This window comes from Undibacterium sp. SXout7W (assembly GCF_049339385.1).
Classification (GTDB): Bacteria; Pseudomonadota; Gammaproteobacteria; order Burkholderiales; family Burkholderiaceae_D; genus Undibacterium.
This window is the reverse complement of record NZ_JBMPPF010000025.1, coordinates 21,349-44,737: the sequence shown is the minus strand read 5'-3', so window position 1 is coordinate 44,737 and position 23,389 is coordinate 21,349. Positions and strand designations below refer to the sequence as shown.

19 protein-coding genes are annotated in these 23,389 nt (G+C 50.5%); 13 read left to right on the top strand and 6 right to left on the bottom strand.

The window, feature by feature from the left end; all coding sequences use genetic code 11:
- The first annotated feature begins 43 nt into the window (after positions 1-43).
- The 3 genes from gcvT (at position 44) to gcvP (ending at position 4,704) form a co-directional block, all read left to right on the top strand.
- Positions 44-1,174 (top strand): glycine cleavage system aminomethyltransferase GcvT, encoded by a 1,131-nt coding sequence (gene gcvT / locus ACO0LB_RS19095; RefSeq protein ID WP_423052009.1) that lies wholly within the window; start codon positions 44-46, stop codon positions 1,172-1,174.
- A 150-nt stretch (positions 1,175-1,324) separates the two neighbouring features.
- Entirely contained in the window at positions 1,325-1,702 is a 378-nt protein-coding gene (gcvH, locus tag ACO0LB_RS19090) for a glycine cleavage system protein GcvH (RefSeq protein ID WP_186863912.1), read from the top strand.
- A gap of 122 nt (positions 1,703-1,824) precedes the next feature.
- Positions 1,825-4,704, top strand: a complete 2,880-nt coding sequence (gene gcvP, locus ACO0LB_RS19085) for an aminomethyl-transferring glycine dehydrogenase (protein ID WP_423052006.1) — start codon at positions 1,825-1,827, stop codon at positions 4,702-4,704.
- Between the two features lie 137 nt (positions 4,705-4,841).
- Here gcvP and ACO0LB_RS19080 read toward each other — a convergent pair whose 3' ends face one another.
- From ACO0LB_RS19080 to prpR, 5 genes are all read right to left on the bottom strand, one after another.
- Complete coding sequence (locus ACO0LB_RS19080) at positions 4,842-5,294, bottom strand: cache domain-containing protein (protein ID WP_423052005.1); 453 nt, start codon at positions 5,292-5,294, stop codon at positions 4,842-4,844.
- A 310-nt stretch (positions 5,295-5,604) separates the two neighbouring features.
- Positions 5,605-6,582 carry a GGDEF domain-containing protein gene (locus ACO0LB_RS19075; RefSeq protein ID WP_423052004.1) on the bottom strand — a complete coding sequence of 326 codons (978 nt, stop codon included), beginning with the start codon at positions 6,580-6,582 and terminating at the stop codon, positions 5,605-5,607.
- Positions 6,579-7,190, bottom strand: a complete 612-nt coding sequence (locus ACO0LB_RS19070; protein ID WP_423052002.1) for a chemotaxis protein CheC — start codon at positions 7,188-7,190, stop codon at positions 6,579-6,581. The genes ACO0LB_RS19075 and ACO0LB_RS19070 overlap by 4 nt, the downstream gene beginning before the upstream one ends.
- A 2-nt stretch (positions 7,191-7,192) precedes the next feature.
- On the bottom strand, positions 7,193-7,552 hold the full coding sequence (locus ACO0LB_RS19065) for a response regulator transcription factor (protein ID WP_423052000.1): 360 nt from the start codon (positions 7,550-7,552) through the stop codon (positions 7,193-7,195).
- 402 nt (positions 7,553-7,954) lie between these two features.
- On the bottom strand, positions 7,955-9,565 hold the full coding sequence (prpR, locus tag ACO0LB_RS19060; RefSeq protein ID WP_423051998.1) for a propionate catabolism operon regulatory protein PrpR: 1,611 nt from the start codon (positions 9,563-9,565) through the stop codon (positions 7,955-7,957).
- 244 nt (positions 9,566-9,809) lie between these two features.
- On the opposite strand from prpR, the gene prpB reads away from it, so the two are divergent.
- From prpB to ACO0LB_RS19030, 6 genes are all read left to right on the top strand, one after another.
- Positions 9,810-10,697, top strand: coding sequence for a methylisocitrate lyase (gene prpB, locus ACO0LB_RS19055; protein ID WP_423051996.1), 888 nt, complete (start codon positions 9,810-9,812; stop codon positions 10,695-10,697).
- Between the two features lie 268 nt (positions 10,698-10,965).
- A complete protein-coding gene (prpC, locus tag ACO0LB_RS19050) occupies positions 10,966-12,114 on the top strand; it encodes a bifunctional 2-methylcitrate synthase/citrate synthase (RefSeq protein WP_423051994.1) in 1,149 nt (382 codons plus the stop codon).
- A 264-nt stretch (positions 12,115-12,378) separates the two neighbouring features.
- Positions 12,379-14,970 carry a Fe/S-dependent 2-methylisocitrate dehydratase AcnD gene (gene acnD, locus ACO0LB_RS19045; protein ID WP_423051992.1) on the top strand — a complete coding sequence of 864 codons (2,592 nt, stop codon included), beginning with the start codon at positions 12,379-12,381 and terminating at the stop codon, positions 14,968-14,970.
- A gap of 134 nt (positions 14,971-15,104) precedes the next feature.
- On the top strand, positions 15,105-16,295 hold the full coding sequence (gene prpF, locus ACO0LB_RS19040; protein WP_423052035.1) for a 2-methylaconitate cis-trans isomerase PrpF: 1,191 nt from the start codon (positions 15,105-15,107) through the stop codon (positions 16,293-16,295).
- A gap of 8 nt (positions 16,296-16,303) precedes the next feature.
- The gene (locus ACO0LB_RS19035; RefSeq protein WP_423051990.1) at positions 16,304-16,567 is read left to right on the top strand and encodes a hypothetical protein; all 264 of its coding nucleotides are present in this window, start codon (positions 16,304-16,306) and stop codon (positions 16,565-16,567) included.
- Positions 16,568-16,807: 240 nt separating this feature from the next.
- A complete protein-coding gene (locus tag ACO0LB_RS19030; RefSeq protein ID WP_423051988.1) occupies positions 16,808-18,697 on the top strand; it encodes a propionate--CoA ligase in 1,890 nt (629 codons plus the stop codon).
- 310 nt (positions 18,698-19,007) lie between these two features.
- Here ACO0LB_RS19030 and ACO0LB_RS19025 read toward each other — a convergent pair whose 3' ends face one another.
- Positions 19,008-19,364 carry an FKBP-type peptidyl-prolyl cis-trans isomerase gene (locus ACO0LB_RS19025; protein ID WP_423051986.1) on the bottom strand — a complete coding sequence of 119 codons (357 nt, stop codon included), beginning with the start codon at positions 19,362-19,364 and terminating at the stop codon, positions 19,008-19,010.
- Between the two features lie 357 nt (positions 19,365-19,721).
- Here ACO0LB_RS19025 and ACO0LB_RS19020 point away from each other — a divergent pair, with 357 nt between their 5' ends.
- From ACO0LB_RS19020 to ACO0LB_RS19005, 4 genes are read left to right on the top strand one after another with little or no spacing between them, the layout of a single operon-like run.
- Positions 19,722-20,708 (top strand): cytochrome D1 domain-containing protein, encoded by a 987-nt coding sequence (locus tag ACO0LB_RS19020; RefSeq protein ID WP_423051984.1) that lies wholly within the window; start codon positions 19,722-19,724, stop codon positions 20,706-20,708.
- On the top strand, positions 20,692-21,519 hold the full coding sequence (locus tag ACO0LB_RS19015) for a polysaccharide deacetylase family protein (protein WP_423051982.1): 828 nt from the start codon (positions 20,692-20,694) through the stop codon (positions 21,517-21,519). Before ACO0LB_RS19020 ends, ACO0LB_RS19015 begins: the two co-directional genes overlap by 17 nt.
- The gene (locus ACO0LB_RS19010) at positions 21,519-22,499 is read left to right on the top strand and encodes a sterol desaturase family protein (RefSeq protein WP_423051980.1); all 981 of its coding nucleotides are present in this window, start codon (positions 21,519-21,521) and stop codon (positions 22,497-22,499) included. The genes ACO0LB_RS19015 and ACO0LB_RS19010 overlap by 1 nt, the downstream gene beginning before the upstream one ends.
- On the top strand, positions 22,496-23,323 hold the full coding sequence (locus tag ACO0LB_RS19005) for an EI24 domain-containing protein (protein WP_423051978.1): 828 nt from the start codon (positions 22,496-22,498) through the stop codon (positions 23,321-23,323). The genes ACO0LB_RS19010 and ACO0LB_RS19005 overlap by 4 nt, the downstream gene beginning before the upstream one ends.
- The last annotated feature ends 66 nt before the right edge of the window (positions 23,324-23,389 follow it).

Here is a 23,389-nt window from a genome sequence, read left to right as displayed (position 1 = left end):
ATGTGTGTTTGTTCGTCCCTTCTAAACTGGTAATGAGGCACTCATGACGCAAGTAGCGACATCACTCAAGGCAACTCCCCTCAACGCGGCGCATCGTGCTGCTGGCGCAAAAATGGTCGATTTCGGCGGCTGGGATATGCCTGTCAACTACGGTTCACAAATCGAAGAACATCACGCCGTGCGCAGCGATTGCGGCATGTTCGATGTTTCTCATATGTGCGTTGTGGATCTGAAAGGCGACAATGCACGCAGTTTCCTGCGCGGTCTGGTCGCCAATAATGTCGATAAACTGCAAGTGTCCGGTAAAGCGTTGTATTCCTGCATGTTGAAGCCAGAAGGCACCGTCATCGATGATCTGATTATCTATTTCTTTTCCGAAAACTGGTTCCGTCTGGTGGTCAATGCAGGTACTGCTGAAAAAGACATCGCCTGGATGAATGCACGTAATGCAGAAACCGGTGCCGGACTGACAATTACCCAGCGCCGCGATGGTGCTGATGCGTTTGCACTGGTCGCCGTACAAGGCCCGAATGCGCGTGCCAAAGCCTGGGAAGTCATACCGGAAACCAAGGCAGCCAGTGCTGACATCAAACCATTTAATGCCGTGATTGTGGCAGATACCGCATTTGGCGAAGTCATGGTAGCGCGTACTGGCTACACCGGTGAAGACGGTTTTGAAATCGCCGTTGTCGCTGATCGTGTGAACGATCTCTGGAATGCGCTGTCCGCCGCTGGTGTCAAACCTGCTGGTCTTGGTGCGCGCGACACGCTGCGTCTGGAAGCCGGTATGAATCTGTACGGTCAGGATATGGATGAAAGCGTGAATCCACTTGATGCTGGTCTGGCATGGACGATTGATCTGGTCAGTGAACGCGAGTTCGTCGGCAAGCAAGCCCTGCAACAACAAGGACAGAAGGCACAATTCCTCGGCCTGATCCTGCGTGAAAAAGGCGGCATCCTGCGCGCGCATCAGCAAGTTATCACCGCACAAGGGAATGGCGAAATCACCAGTGGCACATTCAGCCCGACCATGCAGCAGGCGATCGCGCTGGCGCGTTTGCCGATGGGTGTGGCAATTGGCGATACAGTGCAGGTGGTGATTCGCGACAAGCAATTAGCAGCAACGGTCGTCAAATTGCCGTTTGTCCGTAACGGTAAAATTCTGGTTGCCTGATCGCGCCGGTAGCGCCGTTAAACAGAGCCTGGCGCACTGAATATCCCATCATATTTGCGTCAATAGGGCGCAAATAGTCGGTGCAAATAGTCGGTGCAAACACAGTGAAACATATTTTAAAACCATCTTATTGATTATCCGGAGTCCATCATGAATGTACCAGCAGAACTGAAATACACTTCCTCCCACGAATGGGTACGCACAGAAGCAGACGGTACGCTGACTGTCGGCATCACTGAATTTGCGCAGGATGCATTGGGTGACATCGTTTTCGTTGACTTGCCAAAAGTAGGCACAACACTTGCCGCCGGTAAAGATTGCGCCGTTGTTGAATCCGTCAAGGCGGCTGGCGACATCTACGCACCAGTCAGCGGCGAAGTCGTTGCCATCAACGAAGCATTGGCCGATGCACCAGAATCCATCAACAGCGACGCCTTCGGTGCATGGCTGTTCAAATTAAAGCCAGCGAACCCGGCAGATGTTGATGCACTGTTGAGCGCAGACGCTTACGCGCAGAACATCGGCTAAAAAAAGTCGTTTTCACTGCCTCATCCGGTGTCGCCAGGCATATGCTGGCACCGTGACTGGATCATCATGCACCAGTCCGCTCCGGATGAGTTCCCCCAGCTACTTCTCGTTGCCTACCTATCATGACCCGTCCTTCACTGACCCAACTGGAAGCTCACGATGCTTTCATTTCCCGCCACATTGCCCCATCCGACGCTGAACAAGCGAAGATGTTGGCTGTGCTTGGCTACACTGACCGCAATGCGCTGATCGACGCGATCGTGCCTGCCAATATCCGCCGTCATGATGTCTTGCCGCTGGCTGGATTTACCGCTGCGAAATCCGAACCGGAAGCGCTAGCGCAATTGAAAGCCATCGCCGGCAAAAACCAGGTGCTGAAATCCCTGATCGGTCAGGGCTATTACAACACCCATACGCCAGGCGTCATCCTGCGTAATATCTTTGAAAACCCTGCCTGGTACACAGCGTACACGCCTTACCAGCCAGAGATTTCGCAAGGTCGTCTGGAAGCAATGTTGAATTTCCAGACCATGATCACCGATCTGACAGCGATGGATATTGCCAACGCGTCGATGCTGGATGAAGGCACTGCCGCCGCCGAAGCAATGACGCTGATTCAGCGTGTTGGCAAATCAAATTCCAATGTGTTTTATGTGGCAGCCGACGTCTTGCCGCAAACCCGTGAAATCATCGAAACCCGCGCTGAGCCGCTGGGGATCGAAGTTCGTACCTGCCACGGCAGCGATGCACTGAACAATGACTGCTTCGGTGTACTGCTGCAATACCCGGGCGCGAATGGCGATATCCGTGATTACCGCGAATACGCCGCTGCCATCCACGCCAAAGGTGGCATGGTGATTGCCGCTGCCGATCTGCTGGCACTGACACTGCTGACGCCGCCGGGTGAATGGGGCGCTGATGTGGTCGTTGGTAACAGTCAGCGTTTTGGTGTGCCACTGGGATTCGGCGGCCCGCACGCAGGCTATATGTCCACCCGCGATGCGTTCAAGCGCAGCATGCCTGGCCGTCTGGTTGGCGTGACCATTGATGCACAGGGCAATTCTGCTTACCGTCTGGCACTGCAAACCCGCGAGCAGCACATCCGCCGCGAAAAAGCGACGTCCAACATTTGTACTGCACAGGTATTGCTGGCTGTCATGGCTTCTATGTACGCCGTGTATCACGGTCCTGATGGCCTGCGTCGTATCGCGCAACGTGTGCAACGCTTTACTGGTGTGCTGGCGGCAGGTCTGCAACAGATGGGTCTTGCGCTGGCGAACAGCACGTATTTTGATACGCTGACGGTGAATGTAGCCGATGCTGCAGCGGTACATGCAGCAGCAACTGCGCAAGGCTATAACCTGCGCCAGATCAGTGCAACGCAAGTCGGCGTCTCGTTCGACGAGACCGTGACGCGCGACGATGTGGTGAAAGTCTGGGCGATCTTTGCCCAAGGTAAGGCAACGCCGGATTTCAACGCCGTTGAAGCTACCGTCAGCGATACTGTTCCTGCCGCATTGGTTCGCAGCAGCACTTTCCTGACGCATCCGACCTTCAGCCGTTATCACGCTGAACATGAAATGTTGCGTTATCTGCGTAGTCTGGCAGACAAGGATCTGGCGCTTGACCGCAGCATGATCCCACTCGGTTCCTGCACTATGAAATTGAATGCCACGTCGGAAATGATTCCCGTCACTTGGCCAGAGTTTTCCAATATTCACCCGTTTGCACCGCAAGATCAGACGCTGGGCTACCGCGAAATGATAGCTCAGCTCGAAGCAATGCTGTGTGCGGCAACGGGCTATGCGGCTGTTTCGTTGCAACCGAACGCTGGTTCACAAGGCGAATACGCTGGCTTGCTGGTGATCCGCAAATACCATGAATCGCGCGGCGAAGGCCACCGTAACATATGCCTGATTCCATCTTCCGCGCATGGCACCAATCCTGCATCGGCAGCGATGGTGGGTATGGACGTCGTGGTGGTTGCTTGTGACGAACGCGGTAACGTTGATCTGGCTGATCTGGCTGCCAAGGCAGAAAAACATAGCGCCAATCTGGCGGCGATCATGGTGACTTACCCATCAACGCATGGTGTGTTTGAAGAAGGCATTCAGCAATTGTGCGAGATCGTGCATAGCCACGGCGGTCAGGTGTATGTTGATGGTGCGAACATGAACGCGCTGGTCGGTGTGGCCGCACCGGGGCAATTCGGTGGCGACGTCAGCCATCTGAATCTGCACAAAACTTTCTGTATCCCGCATGGCGGCGGCGGTCCTGGCGTGGGTCCGGTCGCAGTTGGTGCGCATCTGGCGAAATTTTTGCCGAATCAGAAATCGACCGGCTATGTGCGTGGCGAAGACGGTATTTCCGCCGTCAGCGCAGCGCCGTTTGGCTCGGCATCGATTTTGCCGATTTCGTGGATGTATATCGCGATGATGGGTGCAGAAGGATTGAAAGCAGCAACCGAAACAGCGATTCTGGCAGCGAACTACATCGCCAAACGCCTCGCTCCACATTATCCGGTGCTGTATTCCGGACATGATGGGCTGGTGGCGCATGAGTGCATTCTGGATTTGCGTCCTCTGTCTGATGCAACAGGTATTTCCAACGAAGACGTAGCCAAGCGCCTCATCGACTTTGGTTTCCACGCACCGACCATGAGCTTCCCGGTTCCTGGCACACTGATGATCGAGCCGACCGAGAGTGAATCGCTGGCAGAACTGGATCGTTTTATCGATGCGATGATTGCGATTCGTGAAGAAATCGCTAAAGTGGCGAGCGGTGAATTCGATGCGAAAGACAATCCATTGAAAAACGCACCGCACACTATGCAGGCATTGCTGTCCGCTGACTGGAACCGTCCATACAGCCGCGAAGCAGCGGCCTATCCGGTTGCCAGTCTGCGTCACCAGAAATACTGGGCGCCGGTAGGCCGTGCTGATAATGTCTATGGCGACCGCAACTTGTTCTGTTCTTGCGTGCCACTGTCTGATTATCAGTAAATTGGTATCTCATGCCGGATCATTAGGCTAAAAAAAAGACCAGTGCTGAAAACACTGGTCTTTTTTTATCTGTTTGTTTCTATGTGAATCTTGCAGTTTGGAACCTGCAGTTGACATGCTGAATTTTCTGCTATCGACTATTTACCTTTATAAATCCCGGCTTCAAAAATCAGATCATCGCTCTTGAAAATGTAAGTAGATTTATTTTCCAGTTGTTTCGTGACGGGATTGTTGTAACGGTAATCCACCCAGCCTTTGCCTTTTGTTTTGGCCAGTTCAATAATTTCTTTTCTATAATATTTTCCATCGGCATCTGGCAGTTCCAACATGTTTTTACCGATGAGTTTCGGGTTGACAGGATGGGCAACAATAACGCCATTCGGTTCGCGTAGATAGAGATAAATATCTCCTTGGATGAACTCGGGATTTTTGTTGTTAATTTCTTTGATCAGTGCTTCTTTTCCATTTTTCTGCACATAACTAACACCTTTTTCGACCATGGCAATCGCCTCTGCCCGATCATCTTTTGCTGTTGCGATCAGGACGATACTGGTTAGAAAAAAAGCGAAAAATATTTTTAGCATGTTCATTGCGAAGTCTCCTTGAGAGTCTCTGGTTTTTTCGTGCGATGTCTTTACCCATGCGAAAACCGTCAGGGAGTGGGGCATCGAGCCATCGTTCTTGATTAATAGCCATACAGGCAAGCTCAATACCTAGCCTGTATGACTATTACATCACGAGAAGATCGGAAGTTATATAGCGGATGTTACGTAGGCGTTTTACATGTTTTCTGGAAACATAAGCCACTTTTGCTACTTTATCGGATATGACAGTCAGTTTGCGACAGTGGGGCTATCGCGATGCATTGACTGCGCTGATATTACCGTAGTGAGATATAACTTAAGGCAAAGGCAGGAAACTGCATTGGTTACGACCGCTGTTTTTTGCCATATACAGAGCCGCATCTGCGGTCTTGAGCAAATGTTGCGGATCAGCGTTCGATTGTTTCAGGTAACTACTGAACCCGACACTGATGGTAACGCGCTGATGATGGCTTTTATTGTGAGGAATGTTCAAATTCCAGATCGCATCACGCAAACGTTCGGCAAACCGCATTGCTGAGTCTGTGTCCATGTTTGGCAACATCACAATGAATTCTTCACCACCATAACGTGCAACGACATCAGTCGCGCGCATCAGTTGTTTTTTAAGGGTTGTTGCTACCTGTATCAATGTCCGATCACCGGCGAGATGACCGTAGCAATCGTTGTATTGTTTGAATAGGTCAATATCGACCATGAACACGGCGAGCGGCAAATTATGTCGCAAGGCATTACCCATTGCCATTTTGTAATGCTCGTCAAAAAAACGTCGGTTATAGATGCCAGTCAGGCTATCGGTTGTCGCTTCCTTTTTCAGAACTTCGGAATGTGAGCGAAGAATTTTTTCACGTTTGATGGATGTGCTGGAGTCCGTGATTTGTATCAGACAGCAGCGATTACCATCAGAATCCGAAATAGGCGTCAGGGTAATTGATTGATGGATGCGTTTTTTTTCTTCGGCATCTTCCAGCCGCTCGTACAGTGCAAGCGGAGAGCGATGAAGCGCATTCGACAGTACGACGGGCAAACCGTAATTCAGTGTGTTGGTGACGGCACTCAGAAACGCGCGACTGGGGATTTCTGAAAAAACATCCTGAATATGGCTGCCAACCGCGGCATCTGCTTCAATGCCACTATGTCTGGCAATCCAGCCATTCCATATCCGCACAGATTGCCCTGCATCGACGACGATCAGACCCAGATTGATCGTATTGATAATATCTTCCATCGCCACTGATGTTGCCATCGGTATTGGCGCGACATGTTGCAACATCATACTGCTCCCAGGAACCGATCTATATGGATGATCAGATCTTTCAGCGAAGTAGAACTCAGTAAAAAGATCAAATGACCTTCCGAGTGTCTTTTTTCTATCGCCAGATCAATGTGCAGTAACAATACGTAAGGCTGACTGCTGTCACTATTCATGCGTTTGAAAATATCATCAGTGGTCGTTACGCTGTAATCGGGCAGAGAGCAGTTCATCGGGATGCTGAGCATATCTGCCATGGCAGACAGGCAGGCATTGAGAATGATATTGCCAAGTTCGCACATCGCTTCTTGTTCAAATTCTGCCAGATCATCGATGCTGATTTGTGAACCCATCATGTCTTTGACGATTTCAAGCGCATGATCTTCGGTGAACAACAAAATGGCTTCTGCTTCGAAGGCACCAATGAATGTCTGGTGAACGGCACCAAAGCGGGTGCCGCCCAGCTCCATGACAGAGGCATTGATTTCAGAGGATTTTCTGATTTCTACAGACGGTACTGATAAGCGAACTTCATCACCCACGATTTCGGATAAACTGGCCGCAGCGCGTCCGGCACCAACATTGAATACTTCACTGAGTGCATCCAGATGTAATTCGCTTAATGAGTTCATGATCAGCCTGCGAAATGGTGTAAAACAATAGCGATCGATTTTTCTGTGACTGGTTTTGCAACAAAAATCGAACCGATAGAGGACGCGCGTGATTGCATCGTATCTTGAACATTCGCTGAGAAAATCGCGATACGGATTTCGGGGTGCGACTGCAAAATCTGCTCAGCGGCGTCTGTACCCAGCATTCCTGGCATATTGATATCCATGGTGCAAAAATCTGGTCTGTGTTCTTCGACCATCGCAATTGCCTGTTCACCATTGGCCGCTTCCAGAAATTCCCAGTCTGGCTGTACCGCTTTGACATGCGCACGAATGACCATGCGAGATACTTTGCTATCGTCAACGATTAATAATTTTTTCATAAAATTGCTGTTATATCGGTGTCTGGGCTGGTTAAGGAGGAAGGTAAAAGGTGCATCGAATGCGGCATTGAATGGTGTATCTAATGGTATGCTTAACGATGTATTAACTATGTATTAACGATTTATCAAATAGTGTGACTGGCAGTGTATCTAATGGTAAGCCTAAGAGCGAATGAATGCTTTGAAGGAGATCACTATTTTTATTGCTTGTTCTTAAGCTTATCGGTTCGCTGGTTGATTCCGTAGATTCTGTTGATTATTCAGCAGCTGTTTTTAGCAGGCATCTCAAGTCCGGAGTGCACTCAGTATGTGCTCAGTACATGCTCAGATTGATATGGTCCAAATAATTTGTTGGTATTCTACCTTACTGCGTTACGAAAATAACTTTCGCCAGAACGATGATTATGTTAACGATTGTTTTTTTAGGCGCCTCCAAAGGGTGGTACGGCTGATTCCCAGATGGCTTGCAGCGGCGTCGCGATTATTGTCATATTTCTGCATCACTGCTTCGAGTGATTCATCTAAAACAACATGCGCCTTATCTGGCAGTTCCATGTTGACCGATAAGGCAGTAGTCAGCTCTGGTAAGGTCCTCTGAACAAAACCGGGGTTGAGTGCCTGCAGCGGTTCTGCCGCCAGAAATAACGCCAATCGCTCCATCATGTTGCGCATTTCACGCACATTCCCAGGCCAGGCATATTGTTGCAAACTATTGGCACAGGTGGCAATTTCTGCGTGCAGATTCACATGCGGTCTTGATCCCAGCGATGCCAGTGCATGTTTGAGGCACCATTCCGCCAGCGGTAATACATCCTCGGGGCGCTCGCGTAACGAGGGTAAATGCAAGCGCAGTACTGCCAGACGATAAAACAAATCTGAGCGAAAACGACCATCTCTGCTGCGCGCATCAAGATCGCAATGGGTTGCACAAATGATACGCACATCAATCGGGATCGGACGTATGCCACCAACGCGCACCACTTCACGTTCTTCCAGTACCCGCAATAAACGGGTTTGCAGATTGATTGGCATTTCGCCAATCTCATCCAGAAACAATGTACCGCGATGAGCGGCTTCAAACAGCCCGGCATGGCCGCCACGCCGTGATCCGGTGAACGCGCCTTCTTCGTAGCCGAACAGCTCGGACTCCAGTAAAGATTCTGCAATAGCGCCACAATTCACAGCGACAAACGGATGGCGCGCACGCGGACTTTCGCGATGTATGGCCTGTGCTGCCAGTTCTTTGCCGGTACCTGTTTCACCCTGCAACAGCACCGTTGCAGGGGAACGGGCAAACAGGGAAATCGCTTTGCGTAGTTCTTGCATGGCGACAGAATCCCCCCGCAGATCATTCAGTCCATGTTTGGTACGCAAGGATTCTGCTGCCGGATGATGCCTGCCCCGGGCAGATTCCAGTCGTGTCAGACGTGCGATTTCCAGTGCGTCTTCAAAGGACTGGCGTATCGACTCCGCAGAGTACATGAAAATTCCGGTGAGCCCGGCTTCTTCTGCCAGATCGGTGATCAGCCCTGCGCCAACAATCGCCTCAATCCCCAGCGTTTTTAATTCCCGAATTTGCGCGCGTGCGTCTTCTTCGGTGACATAAGTGCGTTGTTCCAGTTCGAAACCAAACGTGGTTTTAAAATCCACCAGTTCCGGCATGGTTTCCTGGTAGGTGATCAGGCCAATTTTTGGTGACACCCGGCGCGCCCGCGCGAGTGCCTGCATGACATCAAAGCCGCTGGCTTTAGCGATGACGACCGGAATAGGCAAGCGGCTTTTCAGATAGGCGCCATTCGAGCCGGCGGCAATCACCGCGTCACAGTGTTCGGTTTGCAGACGTTCCCGCAAATACTGGGCGGCTTCTTCGAACCCCATATGAATCGGTTCGATGTCAGCGCTGACATCGTATTCCACCATGATGTCCCGGAACATATCGAACAGGCGTGAAATGGACACAGTCCAGATGACGGGTTTGTCGCTGCTGTCTCGGGGGGATGGATGATGTTTCATAATTTGTTTATGTTTATTTCATGTTTCACATTGAAACATCATTATGAAACATTTGATAGTCTTTGTGTTGTCACAAATCAGAGAAATAATCAATTAAGTCTATGATTTATAAGCATCTTCTGGAATATGGCGAGTCGGGCAGCAAGCCTGGCACACTGATTGCAATAGCATGGGCAACACGTAGCAGAACGTAGCAGAACAGAACATTTTTTGTGACAGACCCACATTGAAAGGTATTCGCGACATGAGCAATTACTCCGCAGGCGCAGCTTTCCGTAAAGCAATGCAGGAAGAATCCCCGTTACAGGTGGTTGGTGCGATCAACGCAAACCACGCTTTGCTGGCCAAACGTGCTGGCTTCAAGGCTATTTATCTGTCTGGTGGCGGTGTTGCTGCCGGTTCTCTGGGTTTGCCAGATCTGGGTATTTCCAATCTGGACGACGTGCTGACCGATGTGCGTCGTATTACTGACGTGTGCGACTTGCCGTTGCTGGTCGATGTGGATACCGGTTTTGGTTCTTCCGCCTTCAATGTGGCACGTACCGTGAAATCGATGATCAAGTTCGGCGCGGCAGCGATGCACATCGAAGATCAGGTTGGCGCTAAACGTTGCGGCCATCGCCCGAATAAAGAAATCGTCACCAAGCAGGAAATGGTTGATCGTATCAAAGCCGCTGTTGATGCGCGTACTGACGAAAACTTCGTGATCATGGCGCGTACCGATGCGCTGGCAGTAGAAGGGCTGGAATCTGCCATTGATCGTGCTCAGGCATGTGTCGAAGCCGGTGCCGACATGATTTTCCCGGAAGCGATTACTGAACTGGCGATGTACAAACAGTTCGCCAGCGCTGTCAAAGTACCTATTCTGGCCAACATTACAGAATTCGGCGCGACACCGTTGTATTCCGTCGAAGAACTGGCTGCGGTGGATGTCGGTTTGGTGCTGTATCCATTGTCTGCGTTCCGCGCGATGAACAAAGCTGCTGAAAACGTCTACACCGCGATTCGTCGTGATGGTTCACAAAAGAACGTGGTCGATACGATGCAAACCCGGATGGAATTGTACGAACGCATCAACTATCACGATTTTGAGCAAAAACTGGATGCCTTGTTTGCGCAGCAAAAAAAATAAATTGAATGCGGCTCATGGGTACCGAAAGGTATTCATGAGTATGGATGAGCATTGATGGATGCCGAATATTCAAGGTGAATCTTCAGCGTCAGACAATATCAAGCGGCATACAAGATGTATGCATGATCAGTACAAATATTTAGCCCGATAACCGATAAAAACACATACTCCCCCTTATTTTTTAATAAATCGTCTTATAGTCCACGGATTTAAAGGCTTATAAAAAATACTGAGGGGAGTATATTTAACATCATTTTAGGAGAACAGCATGACTGAAGCAGTTTCTTTCAAACCAAAAAAATCTGTTGCCTTGTCCGGCGTCACCGCTGGCAATACTGCATTGTGTACCGTTGGTAAAACCGGTAACGATTTGCACTACCGTGGCTACGACATCCTGGATGTCGCTGATGCTTGCGAATTTGAAGAAATCGCCCATTTGCTGGTACACGGAAAACTGCCAACAGCAGCCGAACTCAGCGCTTATAAAACTAAACTCAAGGCGTTGCGCGGCTTGCCGGCAAATCTGAAAGCAGCGCTTGAGGCATTGCCAGCATCATCCCATCCTATGGACGTGATGCGTACCGGCGTTTCCGTACTTGGTTGCGTATTGCCAGAAAAAGATGATCACAACACACCAGGCGCACGCGACATTGCAGATCGCCTGATGGCATCGTTGGGTTCCATGCTGTTGTACTGGTACCACTTCAGCCATAACGGCAAGCGTATTGAAGTGGAAACCGACGATGAGTCGATTGGCGGCCATTTCCTGCACTTGCTGCACGGCGCGAAACCAAGCGCTTCATGGGAAAAAGCCATGCACACTTCCCTGATTCTGTACGCAGAACACGAATTCAATGCATCAACATTCACCGGCCGCGTCATTGCGGGCACTGGCTCCGACATGCATTCGGCGATTACAGGCGCAATCGGTGCATTGCGTGGTCCTAAACACGGTGGCGCGAACGAAGTTGCGTTCGAAATCCAGAAGCGTTACGACAACCCTGACGAAGCAGAAGCCGACATCAAAAAACGCGTTGAGAACAAAGAAGTAGTGATCGGCTTCGGTCATCCTGTGTACACGATTTCCGATCCACGTAACAAAGTGATCAAAGAAGTAGCGCGCAATTTATCGATAGAAGCAGGATCAACCAAAATGTTTGATATCGCCGAGCGTCTGGAAACAGTCATGTGGGACATCAAAAAAATGTTCCCGAACCTGGACTGGTTCTCCGCGGTGTCTTATCACATGATGGGCGTACCAACTGCTATGTTTACACCACTGTTCGTGATCGCACGTACTTCTGGCTGGGCTGCGCATATCATCGAGCAGCGTATCGACAACAAGATCATTCGTCCAAGCGCCAACTATGTGGGCCCTGAAGATCTGACATTCGTACCAATCAACGATCGTAAGTAATTGGTCATTTGTAATCGATCATTTTAATTTGTCTGACATGCGTTGATGAGCAGAGCAATCTGAGTACACAATTAGTACAAAATCAGTACAACATCTGTACAAGATAGGTACACATCATCAACGCAGAAAAGTGCGTATAGCAGCGTGCAGACAACGCCGGTGTTCGTAGCGCTTTGCTACCTTCTTCCGGCGCTGTTTGTGCTACTGATGAAACAGACTGCCACGCGTTCCGCTCCCAGAACATCCATTATTCCTGAATAAGCCATGAACACTGCAAACCGCAAACCACTCCCCGGCACCCAACTGGATTTTTTCGACGCCCGTGCGGCAGTCGATGCGATTCAACCCGGTGCTTACGACAAACTGCCCTACACCTCACGCGTACTGGCTGAAAATCTGGTGCGTCGTTGCGATCCGGCGACCCTGACTGATTCTCTGAAACAGTTCATCGAACGCAAACGCGAACTCGATTTTCCGTGGTTCCCCGCACGTGTGGTCTGCCACGATATTCTGGGGCAGACTGCGCTGGTTGATCTGGCTGGTTTGCGTGATGCGATTGCAGAGCAGGGCGGTGATCCGGCGCAAGTGAATCCGGTCGTGCCGGTGCAACTGATTGTCGATCACTCGTTGGCAGTCGAATGCGGCGGTTTTGATCCTGACGCGTTTTCCAAAAACCGCGCGATTGAAGACCGTCGTAATGAAGACCGGTTTGACTTTATTAACTGGACCAAAAAAGCTTTCAAAAATGTGGATGTGATCCCGCCGGGTAACGGCATCATGCATCAGATCAATCTGGAACGGATGTCGCCAGTGATTCATGCCAAAGATGGCGTGGCATTTCCTGATACGCTGGTCGGTACCGACAGCCACACGCCTCACGTCGATGCGCTGGGTGTGATCGCGATTGGTGTCGGCGGTCTGGAAGCAGAAAATGTCATGCTGGGGCGCGCATCGTGGATGCGTTTGCCGGATATCATCGGCGTTGAACTCACTGGTCGTCCGCAGCCAGGCATCACTGCCACTGACGTGGTGCTGGCATTGACTGAATTCCTGCGTAAGCAAAAAGTGGTGGGTGCCTACCTTGAATTTTACGGCGCTGGCGCTGCTGCGCTGACGCTCGGTGACCGCGCGACGATTTCAAATATGGCACCGGAATACGGCGCGACAGCGGCGATGTTCGCGATCGATCAGCAAACCATTGATTATCTGAAACTGACTGGCCGCAGCGATGAACAGGTGAAACTGGTCGAGACTTATGCGAAAGCTGCCGGTCTGTGGGCAGACAGTCTGATCAATGCTGAGTACGAACGCGTATTGACATTCGATTTGTCCAGTGTCGTGCGTAATATGGCTGGTCCATCGAATCCGCATGCACGCGTTGCAACCAGCGATCTGGCCGCTAAAGGCATCGCTGCCAAATGGGATGATGTGCCAGGGCAAATGCCGGATGGCGCTGTGATTATCGCGGCGATTACCAGCTGCACCAATACCAGCAATCCGCGTAATGTGATTGCGGCAGCGCTGCTGGCGCGTAATGCGAATAAACTGGGACTTACCCGCAAACCGTGGGTGAAATCATCACTGGCGCCAGGCTCCAAAGCCGTTACGTTGTATCTGGAAGAAGCTGGTTTGATGGACGATCTGGAAAAGCTGGGCTTCGGCGTGGTTGCTTATGCCTGCACTTCTTGCAACGGCATGTCCGGTGCGCTTGATCCTGTGATCCAGCAAGAAATTATTGATCGCGATTTATACGCGACTGCCGTGTTATCCGGTAACCGTAATTTCGACGGACGTATCCATCCGTATGCAAAACAAGCATTCCTCGCATCCCCACCGCTGGTAGTTGCGTATGCGATTGCGGGCACGATACGCTTTGATATTGAGAAGGATGTTTTGACTGTCGTTGATGGCAAAGAAATCCGTTTAAAAGATATCTGGCCTACCGATGAAGAAATTGATGCGATTGTGAAATCCAGCGTCAAGCCTGAAATGTTCCGTCAGGTGTATGAGCCTATGTTTGCGATTCAGGCCGACAACGGTGAGAAAGTCAGCCCGCTGTACGACTGGCGTCCGCAAACGACGTATATCCGCCGTCCACCATACTGGGAAGGCGCGCTCGCTGCGCCACGCACGATGACTGGCATGCGTCCTTTGGCGGTATTGGGCGACAACATCACGACCGATCATCTATCACCATCGAATGCGATTATGCTCGACAGTGCGGCGGGTGCTTACCTCGCCAAAATGGGTTTGCCGGAAGAAGATTTCAATTCCTACGCAACCCATCGCGGCGATCATCTGACAGCGCAGCGCGCGACCTTTGCGAACCCGACATTGAAAAATGAAATGGTGCAGGTCGATGGCAAAGTGAAAGCCGGCTCGCTGGCTCGCATAGAACCAGAAGGCAAAGTGACCCGCATGTGGGAAGCGATTGAAACCTATATGGAACGCAAGCAGCCGTTGATCATCATCGCCGGTGCGGATTATGGTCAGGGTTCATCGCGTGACTGGGCCGCCAAAGGTGTGCGTCTGGCGGGTGTGGAAGCGATTGTGGCTGAAGGTTTCGAACGTATCCATCGTACGAATCTGGTCGGTATGGGCGTATTGCCGCTGGAATTCAAACCAGGTGTGAACCGCCTGACGCTGAATATCGACGGTAGCGAAACTTTTGATGTCGTGGGTCAACGCACACCACGCGCTACGCTGACGCTGATCATTCATCGTAAAAATGGTGAACGCGTCGAAGTGCCTGTCACCTGCCGCCTGGATACCGCAGAAGAAGTTTCGATTTATGAGGCCGGTGGTGTGTTGCAGCGCTTTGCGCAAGACTTTTTGGAATCGACGAAAGCAGCCTGATTTTTTAAATGTCTCAACACGACAGTAGGGTGCGCTGTGCGTACTGTTTGGCCAGCAGGCATGCTGGTGCACATAGCGAATCTTACACGAGTGGTTTCAGGAATTTCAGATTGTCAAAATACGAAAGATGAATGATGGCTCATCCAGCTCAAATTAAAATTCCCGCGACGTATATTCGTGGCGGTACCAGCAAAGGTGTGTTTTTCCGTTTGCAGGATTTGCCGCAGGCGGCGCAAGTGCCCGGTGCTGCGCGTGACGCAATCCTGTTGCGCGTGATCGGCAGCCCCGACCCTTACGGCAAACAAATCGACGGTATGGGCGGTGCGACCTCCAGCACCAGTAAAACAGTGATTCTGTCAAAAAGTACCAAGGCGGATCACGATGTCGATTACCTGTTCGGTCAGGTGTCGATAGATAAGGCTTTTGTTGACTGGAGCGGTAATTGCGGCAATTTGTCGGCAGCGGTTGGTTCGTTCGCGATCAGCGCCGGTCTGGTGGATGCGAGTCGTATTCCACAAAACGGCATCGCCGTGGTACGCATCTGGCAAGCGAATATCAGCAAAACCATCATCGCTCATGTGCCGATTACGAATGGCGAAGTGCAGGAAACTGGCGACTTTGAACTCGACGGTGTGACTTTTCCAGCCGCTGAAGTGCAGCTTGAATTCATGGATCCGGCAGCCGATGAAGAAGGCGCTGGCGGCTCCATGTTCCCGACAGGCAATCTGGTCGATGATCTGGAGGTGCCCGGTATCGGCACACTGAAGGCGACCATGATCAATGCCGGTATTCCGACGATTTTTGTGAACGCTGAAGCGATAGGCTACACCGGCACTGAGTTGCAAGACGCGATCAACAGTGACGCTGCAGCACTCGCAAAGTTCGAGACTATCCGCGCTTATGGAGCGGTACGTATGGGCTTGATCAAGCATATTGATGAAGCTGCAAAACGCCAGCATACGCCGAAGGTAGCTTTCGTTGCTCAACCGCAGTCGTATGTGTCGTCGAGTGGTAAGCAAGTCAATGCAACGGAGATTGATCTGCTGGTGCGCGCTTTATCTATGGGCAAACTGCATCACGCGATGATGGGTACGGCAGCGGTTGCGATCGGCACTGCGGCGGCGATTCCCGGCACACTGGTGAATCTGGCTGCGGGTGGCGGCGAACGTACTGCGGTGCGTTTTGGTCATCCGTCCGGCACCTTGCGGGTCGGTGCGGAAGCAACGCAGGTGAATGGCGAATGGACCGTCAAAAAAGCCATCATGAGCCGTAGTGCCCGTGTACTGATGGAAGGCTGGGTGCGTATTCCCGGCGATACATTCTGAGTGACAGCATGAAGATCAACTGGACCAACTGGACCAATACTCATCTCATCCCGGTCAGCATGAAGCTTTTTGCTGCCGCTCGGGTATGGGGTGAGAAGTTACATTGTTTGTTTCAGTTGCTTCAGTTCCGTCTGTTCATGCTCAGAAAAAACACCATGGTGATGTTCGGGATGATCTGTTTTGATCCTCAACAATGCAGCGCAATGTGTGGAAAAATAAAAATGCTGATAGAAAATACGGGAAAAATACGAATAGAAAGCGCGACCAGTTAAACGGTCGCGTTTTTTCTTATTGGCTTACATAAAACTTACATAAAATTTATATAACAGGAATCTGGTGCGATGAATTGAATGTGTGACTGATGTCGGCGAAATGGGCGTTGGTGTTGCAATGCTTATTGAGATTGCTGTCCTTAGGTTGTTGTCCTTGGCTTCGTCAATTCCGTCAATTTTGTCAGTTGTGCAGTTTTCATCACATTACAAATTCGCATCCTATCTACTTCAGGAGGGACTATGTCTTACGCAGCGTTTTATCAGGAATCTATCCAGCAACCAGAATTATTCTGGGATAAAGAGGCCAGACTGATTGACTGGCATCAACCATACAATCAGGTACTGGATCACAGCCGGCCACCATTTGCCAAATGGTTTGTCGGTGGACAGACTAATCTGTGTCACAACGCTGTCGATCGCTGGCTTGCGACGCAGGCAGACAAACCGGCACTGATTGCGATTTCAACAGAAACCAATGTTGAAAAGGTGTATAGCTTTGCTGATTTGCACGCAGAAGTGCAGCGCATGGCGGCCATCATGCAGTCTCTTGGTGTGCGGAAAGGTGACCGCGTGCTGATTTATATGCCGATGATCGCGGAAGCCGCTTTTGCCATGCTGGCGTGCGCCCGTATCGGCGCAGTGCATTCTGTCGTATTCGGCGGGTTTGCTGCCAAAAGTCTGGCAACCCGGATTGATGATGCAGCACCGGTTCTGGTGATCTCAGCGGATGCTGGTATGCGTGGTGGTAAGGCAGTACCTTATAAACCTTTGTTGGATGAGGCAATCGCAGCGGCAAATCACAAGCCACAGCATGTATTGCTGGTGAATCGCGGTCTGGATGAGATGAATATCGTCGCTGGACGTGATGTGGATTATGCCAGCGCACGTGAACAGCACATGGCGGCCCAGGTGCCAGTGACATGGCTGGAATCGAACGAGATGTCTTATGTACTGTACACCTCTGGCACGACTGGCAAACCGAAAGGCGTGCAGCGTGATGTTGGTGGTTATGCCGTTGCACTGGCGTCATCGATGAAACACATTTTTTGCGGCAACCCGGGTGAAACCTATTTTGCCACGTCGGATATCGGCTGGGTGGTTGGTCACTCCTACATTGTGTACGGCCCGCTGATCGCCGGAATGGCCACCATCATGTATGAAGGAACGCCGATCAGACCAGATGCCGGTATCTGGTGGAGTATCGTTGAAAAGTACAAGGTCACACGCATGTTTTCTGCGCCCACAGCGATCCGCGTACTGAAAAAACATCCATCTGAGTTGATGAAAAAATATGATCTTTCTTCATTGAAAGCCTTGTACTTGGCGGGGGAACCATTGGATGAAACCACATCGGACTGGATCGCCAGCGAGTTGGGTGTGCCTATTATTGATAATTACTGGCAAACCGAAACTGGCTGGCCAATTCTGTCGATTGCCCGTGGCATTGAAAACAAAGCTACCCGACTCGGCAGCCCCGGTGTTGCGGTGTACGGTTATAACGTGCAATTGATTAATGAATCTACTGGTGCGGAATGTGCCGCCAATGAAAAAGGTGTTGTCGCGATCAAAGGACCATTGCCACCGGGTTGTATGCAAACCGTCTACGGCGACGATCAGCGTTTTGTGCAGACATACTGGTCAAATTTTGCACATGAGCAGTTGTATTCGACGTTTGACTGGGGTATCCGCGATGCGGATGGTTATTACTTTATTCTTGGTCGTACCGACGATGTGATTAATGTGGCCGGTCATCGTCTCGGCACGCGCGAGATAGAGGAGAGTATTTCCAGTCATCCTCAAGTATCGGAAGTTGCGGTTGTCGGCGTGGAAGATAAGCTCAAAGGGCAGGTGGCTGTTGCGTTTGCAATATTGAAGCATCCGGAACTGGCGGCCAGCGCAGAAAACATGAAAGCGCTGGAGGCAGAGGTGATGGCGGTCGTCGATAAGCAGCTGGGCGCGGTTGCCAGACCGTCTCGGGTACATTTTGTCACGACGTTACCGAAGACCCGTTCGGGCAAATTATTGCGTCGCTCGATTCAGGCAATCTGCGAAGGCCGTGATGCTGGTGATCTGACCACCATTGAGGACCCAACGTCGTTGCAGCAGATCAAGAACGCACTCGCGCATTGATGGTGAAGGATTGATGGCGGATGATTGATGACTGATGGTTGATCGCCGTACAAGTTCATCGCCGTCATTCGTTCGTGAATTTGCACAGAAACTGGCGTGAGTAAGAAGAAAAACGGCGATAAGCAAAACGGCGATTACAATGCACGAGACCCATGAAGTTGTCACACTTCATGGGTCTCGTCTGGGGTATTGTAGTGAGTACATACCGAGGGGGAGTATCATCCACTTGACTGGATGAGTGCTTTAAAACATGAGACTACCAGCACTACAGTGTAGATACTCCCCCTTTTTATCCAACAATAGCGCTGCTTCAGACGCCGAGCAGTTCAACTTCAAAAATCAGCGTGGCATTTGGCGGAATCACACCACCGGCGCCGCGTGGACCGTAGCCAAGGCTGGAAGGGATAGTCAGGATGCGGGTGCCGCCGATTTTCATTCCTTGCACGCCTTCATCCCAGCCTTTAATCACATGACCAGCACCAAGTGGGAACGAGAATGGATCATTGCGATCTTTGCTTGAGTCAAATTTCTTACCTGCGCTGCCGTCTGGATTTTGCAACCAGCCAGTGTAATGAACAACAACGTGGTTGCCTGCCTGCGCTTCTGCGCCATCGCCAACAACTTTGTCTTCGTATTGCAGGCCGGATACTGTCGTGATAGAGGTCATGGTTTTCCTTTATTTCTGGGACTTACGCAAAACCGCCCCAGCGGCGTTATGGCTCCTTGTCGTACAGCATGTACTGCCTTCGTCGCCATGCCTTACTGGAACAATTTTGCGTAAGTCCTGTTTCTTTAAAAAATCTGGCGCAATTGTAGAGCAAAAGCGGAGCAAAATGGATTTGTGAATGTATCTGAGAGGGGAATTGATCGCAGAATGTTCATTAAATTTCCGCGTGGAAATAAAATGAGGCTTGATCTTTCTCAAAATATGCTGAAAAGTAGAAATTCCGCCAATAGAAAGAGCACCCCCTCAGCCCATGCGCTGTAAAATGGAGATTCGATTCATTTTTAGCGGTTCTCTTTCATGCGTAGTCGTCATTTGTTGGCATCCCTGGTTTTTTCTTTATTAACGCCTTTTTCCGCAGCAATTGCGCAGTCAAATACACCGTCAAATGTGGTGGTGGTCTTGAATTCACGTGATGCCACAGTCAGTTTGCTGGATCAGCAGACCTATAAAGAAATCAGCACGTTCCCTATCGGTAAAGAACCACATCATCTGATGGCGACGCCGGACAACAAATCACTGATTGTTGCCAATGCCGTTGGCGATGAATTGGTTTTTCTGGATCCTAAGACCGGACAAATTCAAAAAAGAATGAAAGATATCGCCGATCCTTATCAGATCGGCTTTTCACCTGATCAAAAATGGTTCGTGTCGAATTCATTGCGTCTGGATCGTGTTGATTTCTATCATTATGATGGCAAAGAGATGCGTCTGGCTCAACGTGTTCCTCTGGCAAAATTGCCAAGCCATATGGCGTTTGATGCTGCCAGCACGACCGTGTTTATTACGCAGCAGGGGAGCGATCAGGTATCTGCGATTGATCTGGCGACTCAGAAAGTAAAATGGACTATCCCTGTAGGTAAGCTGCCAGCCGGCATTGTCATGACTCCAGACGATAAATATCTGCTGGTCGGCATCATGGGCAGCAATTATGTAGAAGTGATTGACTGGCGCACACAAAAAACGATCAAACGCATCAAGGCTGGTGTTGGTACGCATAATTTCCGTGCTTTAGGTGACAAACGCCATTTATTTGTCTCTAACCGTACTTCCAATGAGATCAACATCATTGACCAGCAAACACTGGAAAACGTCGGCAGCATTCCTGTGCCAGGCGGCCCGGATTGCATGGAAGTGAGCGAAGATGGCAAGACTTTATGGACGACCCTGCGCTGGATTAAAAAAGTCGCAGTGGTAGACATCGCTTCCAGAAAAGTCATCAAACTGATTCCAGTCGGACGCTCTCCTCATGGAGTTTTCTTTGCGAACCGTGCCGGAAATATGTAAATTACCGATGGTTGCCAGTGGTTTTCGCAGGCTGGTGCCGTCGTTCCCTTTATTGCTAGGCATTGCGTGCAGCCCATCTGTAGCAAGTGCTGCTACTGCTGCTGCCGTGCAATGTCAGGGGCACATTTATCTGACTTTCGATACGGGCAGCCAGTCACAGACCGAGTTGATCGCGTCAGTGTTGCGCCGTCACCAGATCAAGGCGACGTTTTTTCTGGCCAACGAAAAAACGGTTCGCGACGACTATTCATTGGATGCTTCCTGGGGGAGTTACTGGAAAACGCTGGCAAATGAAGGCCATGCATTTGGTAGTCATACCTTTGATCATGTTTATGCCATGCGCGATTTACCCGATGGCCGCATTGAAGTCAGGCCGCAGTTCGGCGCACAAGCTGGACAAAAGTTGACATGGACTGCAGGTCAGTATTGCGAGGAATTACGTCGCGTCGATCAGCGTTTTTTGCAATTGACAGGTAAAAAACTCGACCCTTACTGGCGTGCACCCGGTGGAAAACTGACACCGAATCTGCAAAAGGCAGGTGAGTCCTGCGGGTATCGACACGTTGCCTGGGCTGCCGCCGGATTTTCTGGTGATGAATTATCCAGCGAAAAATTCAGTAACCCAATGTTGCTGAAACGTGCGCTGACTGGTTTGCGTGATGGCGATATTTTTATGGCACATCTTGGCATCTGGTCTCGCAAGCAAGCCTGGGCTCCCGAGAATCTGGAGCCGCTGATTTCTGGCCTTGAGCAAAAAGGCTATTGTTTTGCTACCCTGCGTGAACATCCTTCTTACCGAGTCGCTCAATAATGAATTTCTCTGATTTATTTACCAATCTGCAAGCCTGGATTTTTGAAACTGTCGTACAACCCCTGATGTTTTATTGTGGTCTGGGCGAGTTTATCGAAGATTCTTTTGAGGGCGTGGAATGGTTTATCTTCGGTGTGTTGCAGCTGATTATTTTATTTATCATTTTGCGACCGCTGGAAGCACTGATTCCGGTGCAGCCTATCCGCAACGGCTACGCACGCTGGAATGATTTCATTTATACGGCACTTCACAGGCTGGGCGCATTTTCCATACTGGTATTTTTTGTTCTTGATCCTTTGCTGGATCATTTGACTGCTATTTTGCATTTTCAGGGCGTTAAGCCCTTCAATCTGGAAAATATCTGGCCAGACATGGTGAATCACCCTGTGCTGGTGTTTCTGGTCTATCTGGTCGTGCTGGATTTTTTTGATTACTGGTATCACCGCGCAGAACACCAATTTAACTGGTGGTGGGGGCTGCACAGTCTGCATCATAGTCAACAGGATATGAACTTGTGGAGCGATAACCGTAACCATTTGCTGGATGATTTTTTGCGTGATATTTATATGGGCGTGATTGCGCTGGCGATCGGCGTAGAGCCGCGACAATACGTGATGCTGGTCATGGCATCGCAAATGCTGCAAAGCCTGCAACATGCGAACGTGCGTATCCATTTTGGTCATTTTGGCGACAGGATTCTGGTTTCTCCGCGGTTTCACCGTCTGCATCATGCGATCGGTCTGGGACATGAAGCCAATGGTAAAGGTACGTTAGGTGGACATAATTTTGCGGTACTGTTCCCGATCTGGGATATCTTGTTCGGCACAGCATTATTCTCGGATGAGTTCGTGAAGACGGGCATTCGTGATCAGTTACCTGCACCGGAAGGCTGTTCCCGTGATTACGGCCAAGGGTTCTGGTCACAGCAATGGCTGGGCATTAAACGTATGTGTGGCCTGGAAAAGGACATGCCGTTATGAATCTCTCAGCAGTCGGTATTTCATGGGGCAGGGCGCTGGTGGCGCAATTACATTTCCGGATGCTGCTGTTGACTTTCTGGCCTTTTCTGGCCGCTTTGGCGATATGGAGTATTGCCATGTGGTTTGGCTTGCAGGCATTAATGGATTATCTGCAGCAATGGTTCATCGCTAATGATGGTTTTCATACTGCTGGCGATGTACTCAATATGCTGGGTTTGCTGACGTTCAAGACCATGGTGGTGCCACTGGTCGCCATGTGGCTGCTGCTGCCGGTGATGGTGTTTACTGCCTTGCTGTGCATAGGTCTGTTTGCGATGCCCGCCATCAACAAACATGTCGGCGCGCGCACCTATCCCGATCTGGAACAGCGTCGTGGCGGCTCGCTGTTTGGCAGCCTCTGGCATTCATTGTCTTCGTTTATTGTCTTTGCCTTGTTATGGTTGCTGGCGTTGCCATTGACGCTGATACCACCGGTCAGCCTGGTGCTGCAACCGTTGCTGTGGGGATGGCTGACATATCGGGTGATGGTCTATGATGCCTTATCTTTACATGCTGATCGTGAAGAACGCCGACAACTGATACAGCAGCATCGCTGGTCGCTGTTATTGATCGGTACTATTGCAGGTCTGATCGGGGCTGCACCTGGCCTGCTGTGGCTGGGGGGCGTGTTATCAGTAATGTTTTTACCGGTTCTGGCTGGATTAGCCATCTGGGTATACGTTTTAGTGTTTGTCTTCACCGGCCTCTGGTTTCAGCATTTTTGTCTGGCAGCGTTGAAACAACAACGATCTGTTCAGGTGTCTCCGACGATTAATGCCGGATAAGTATCGTCCGGCAATTTCCCACGACGGAAATCGATCGTGTAAACTGGCGTTTGTCGTCAGGTATTC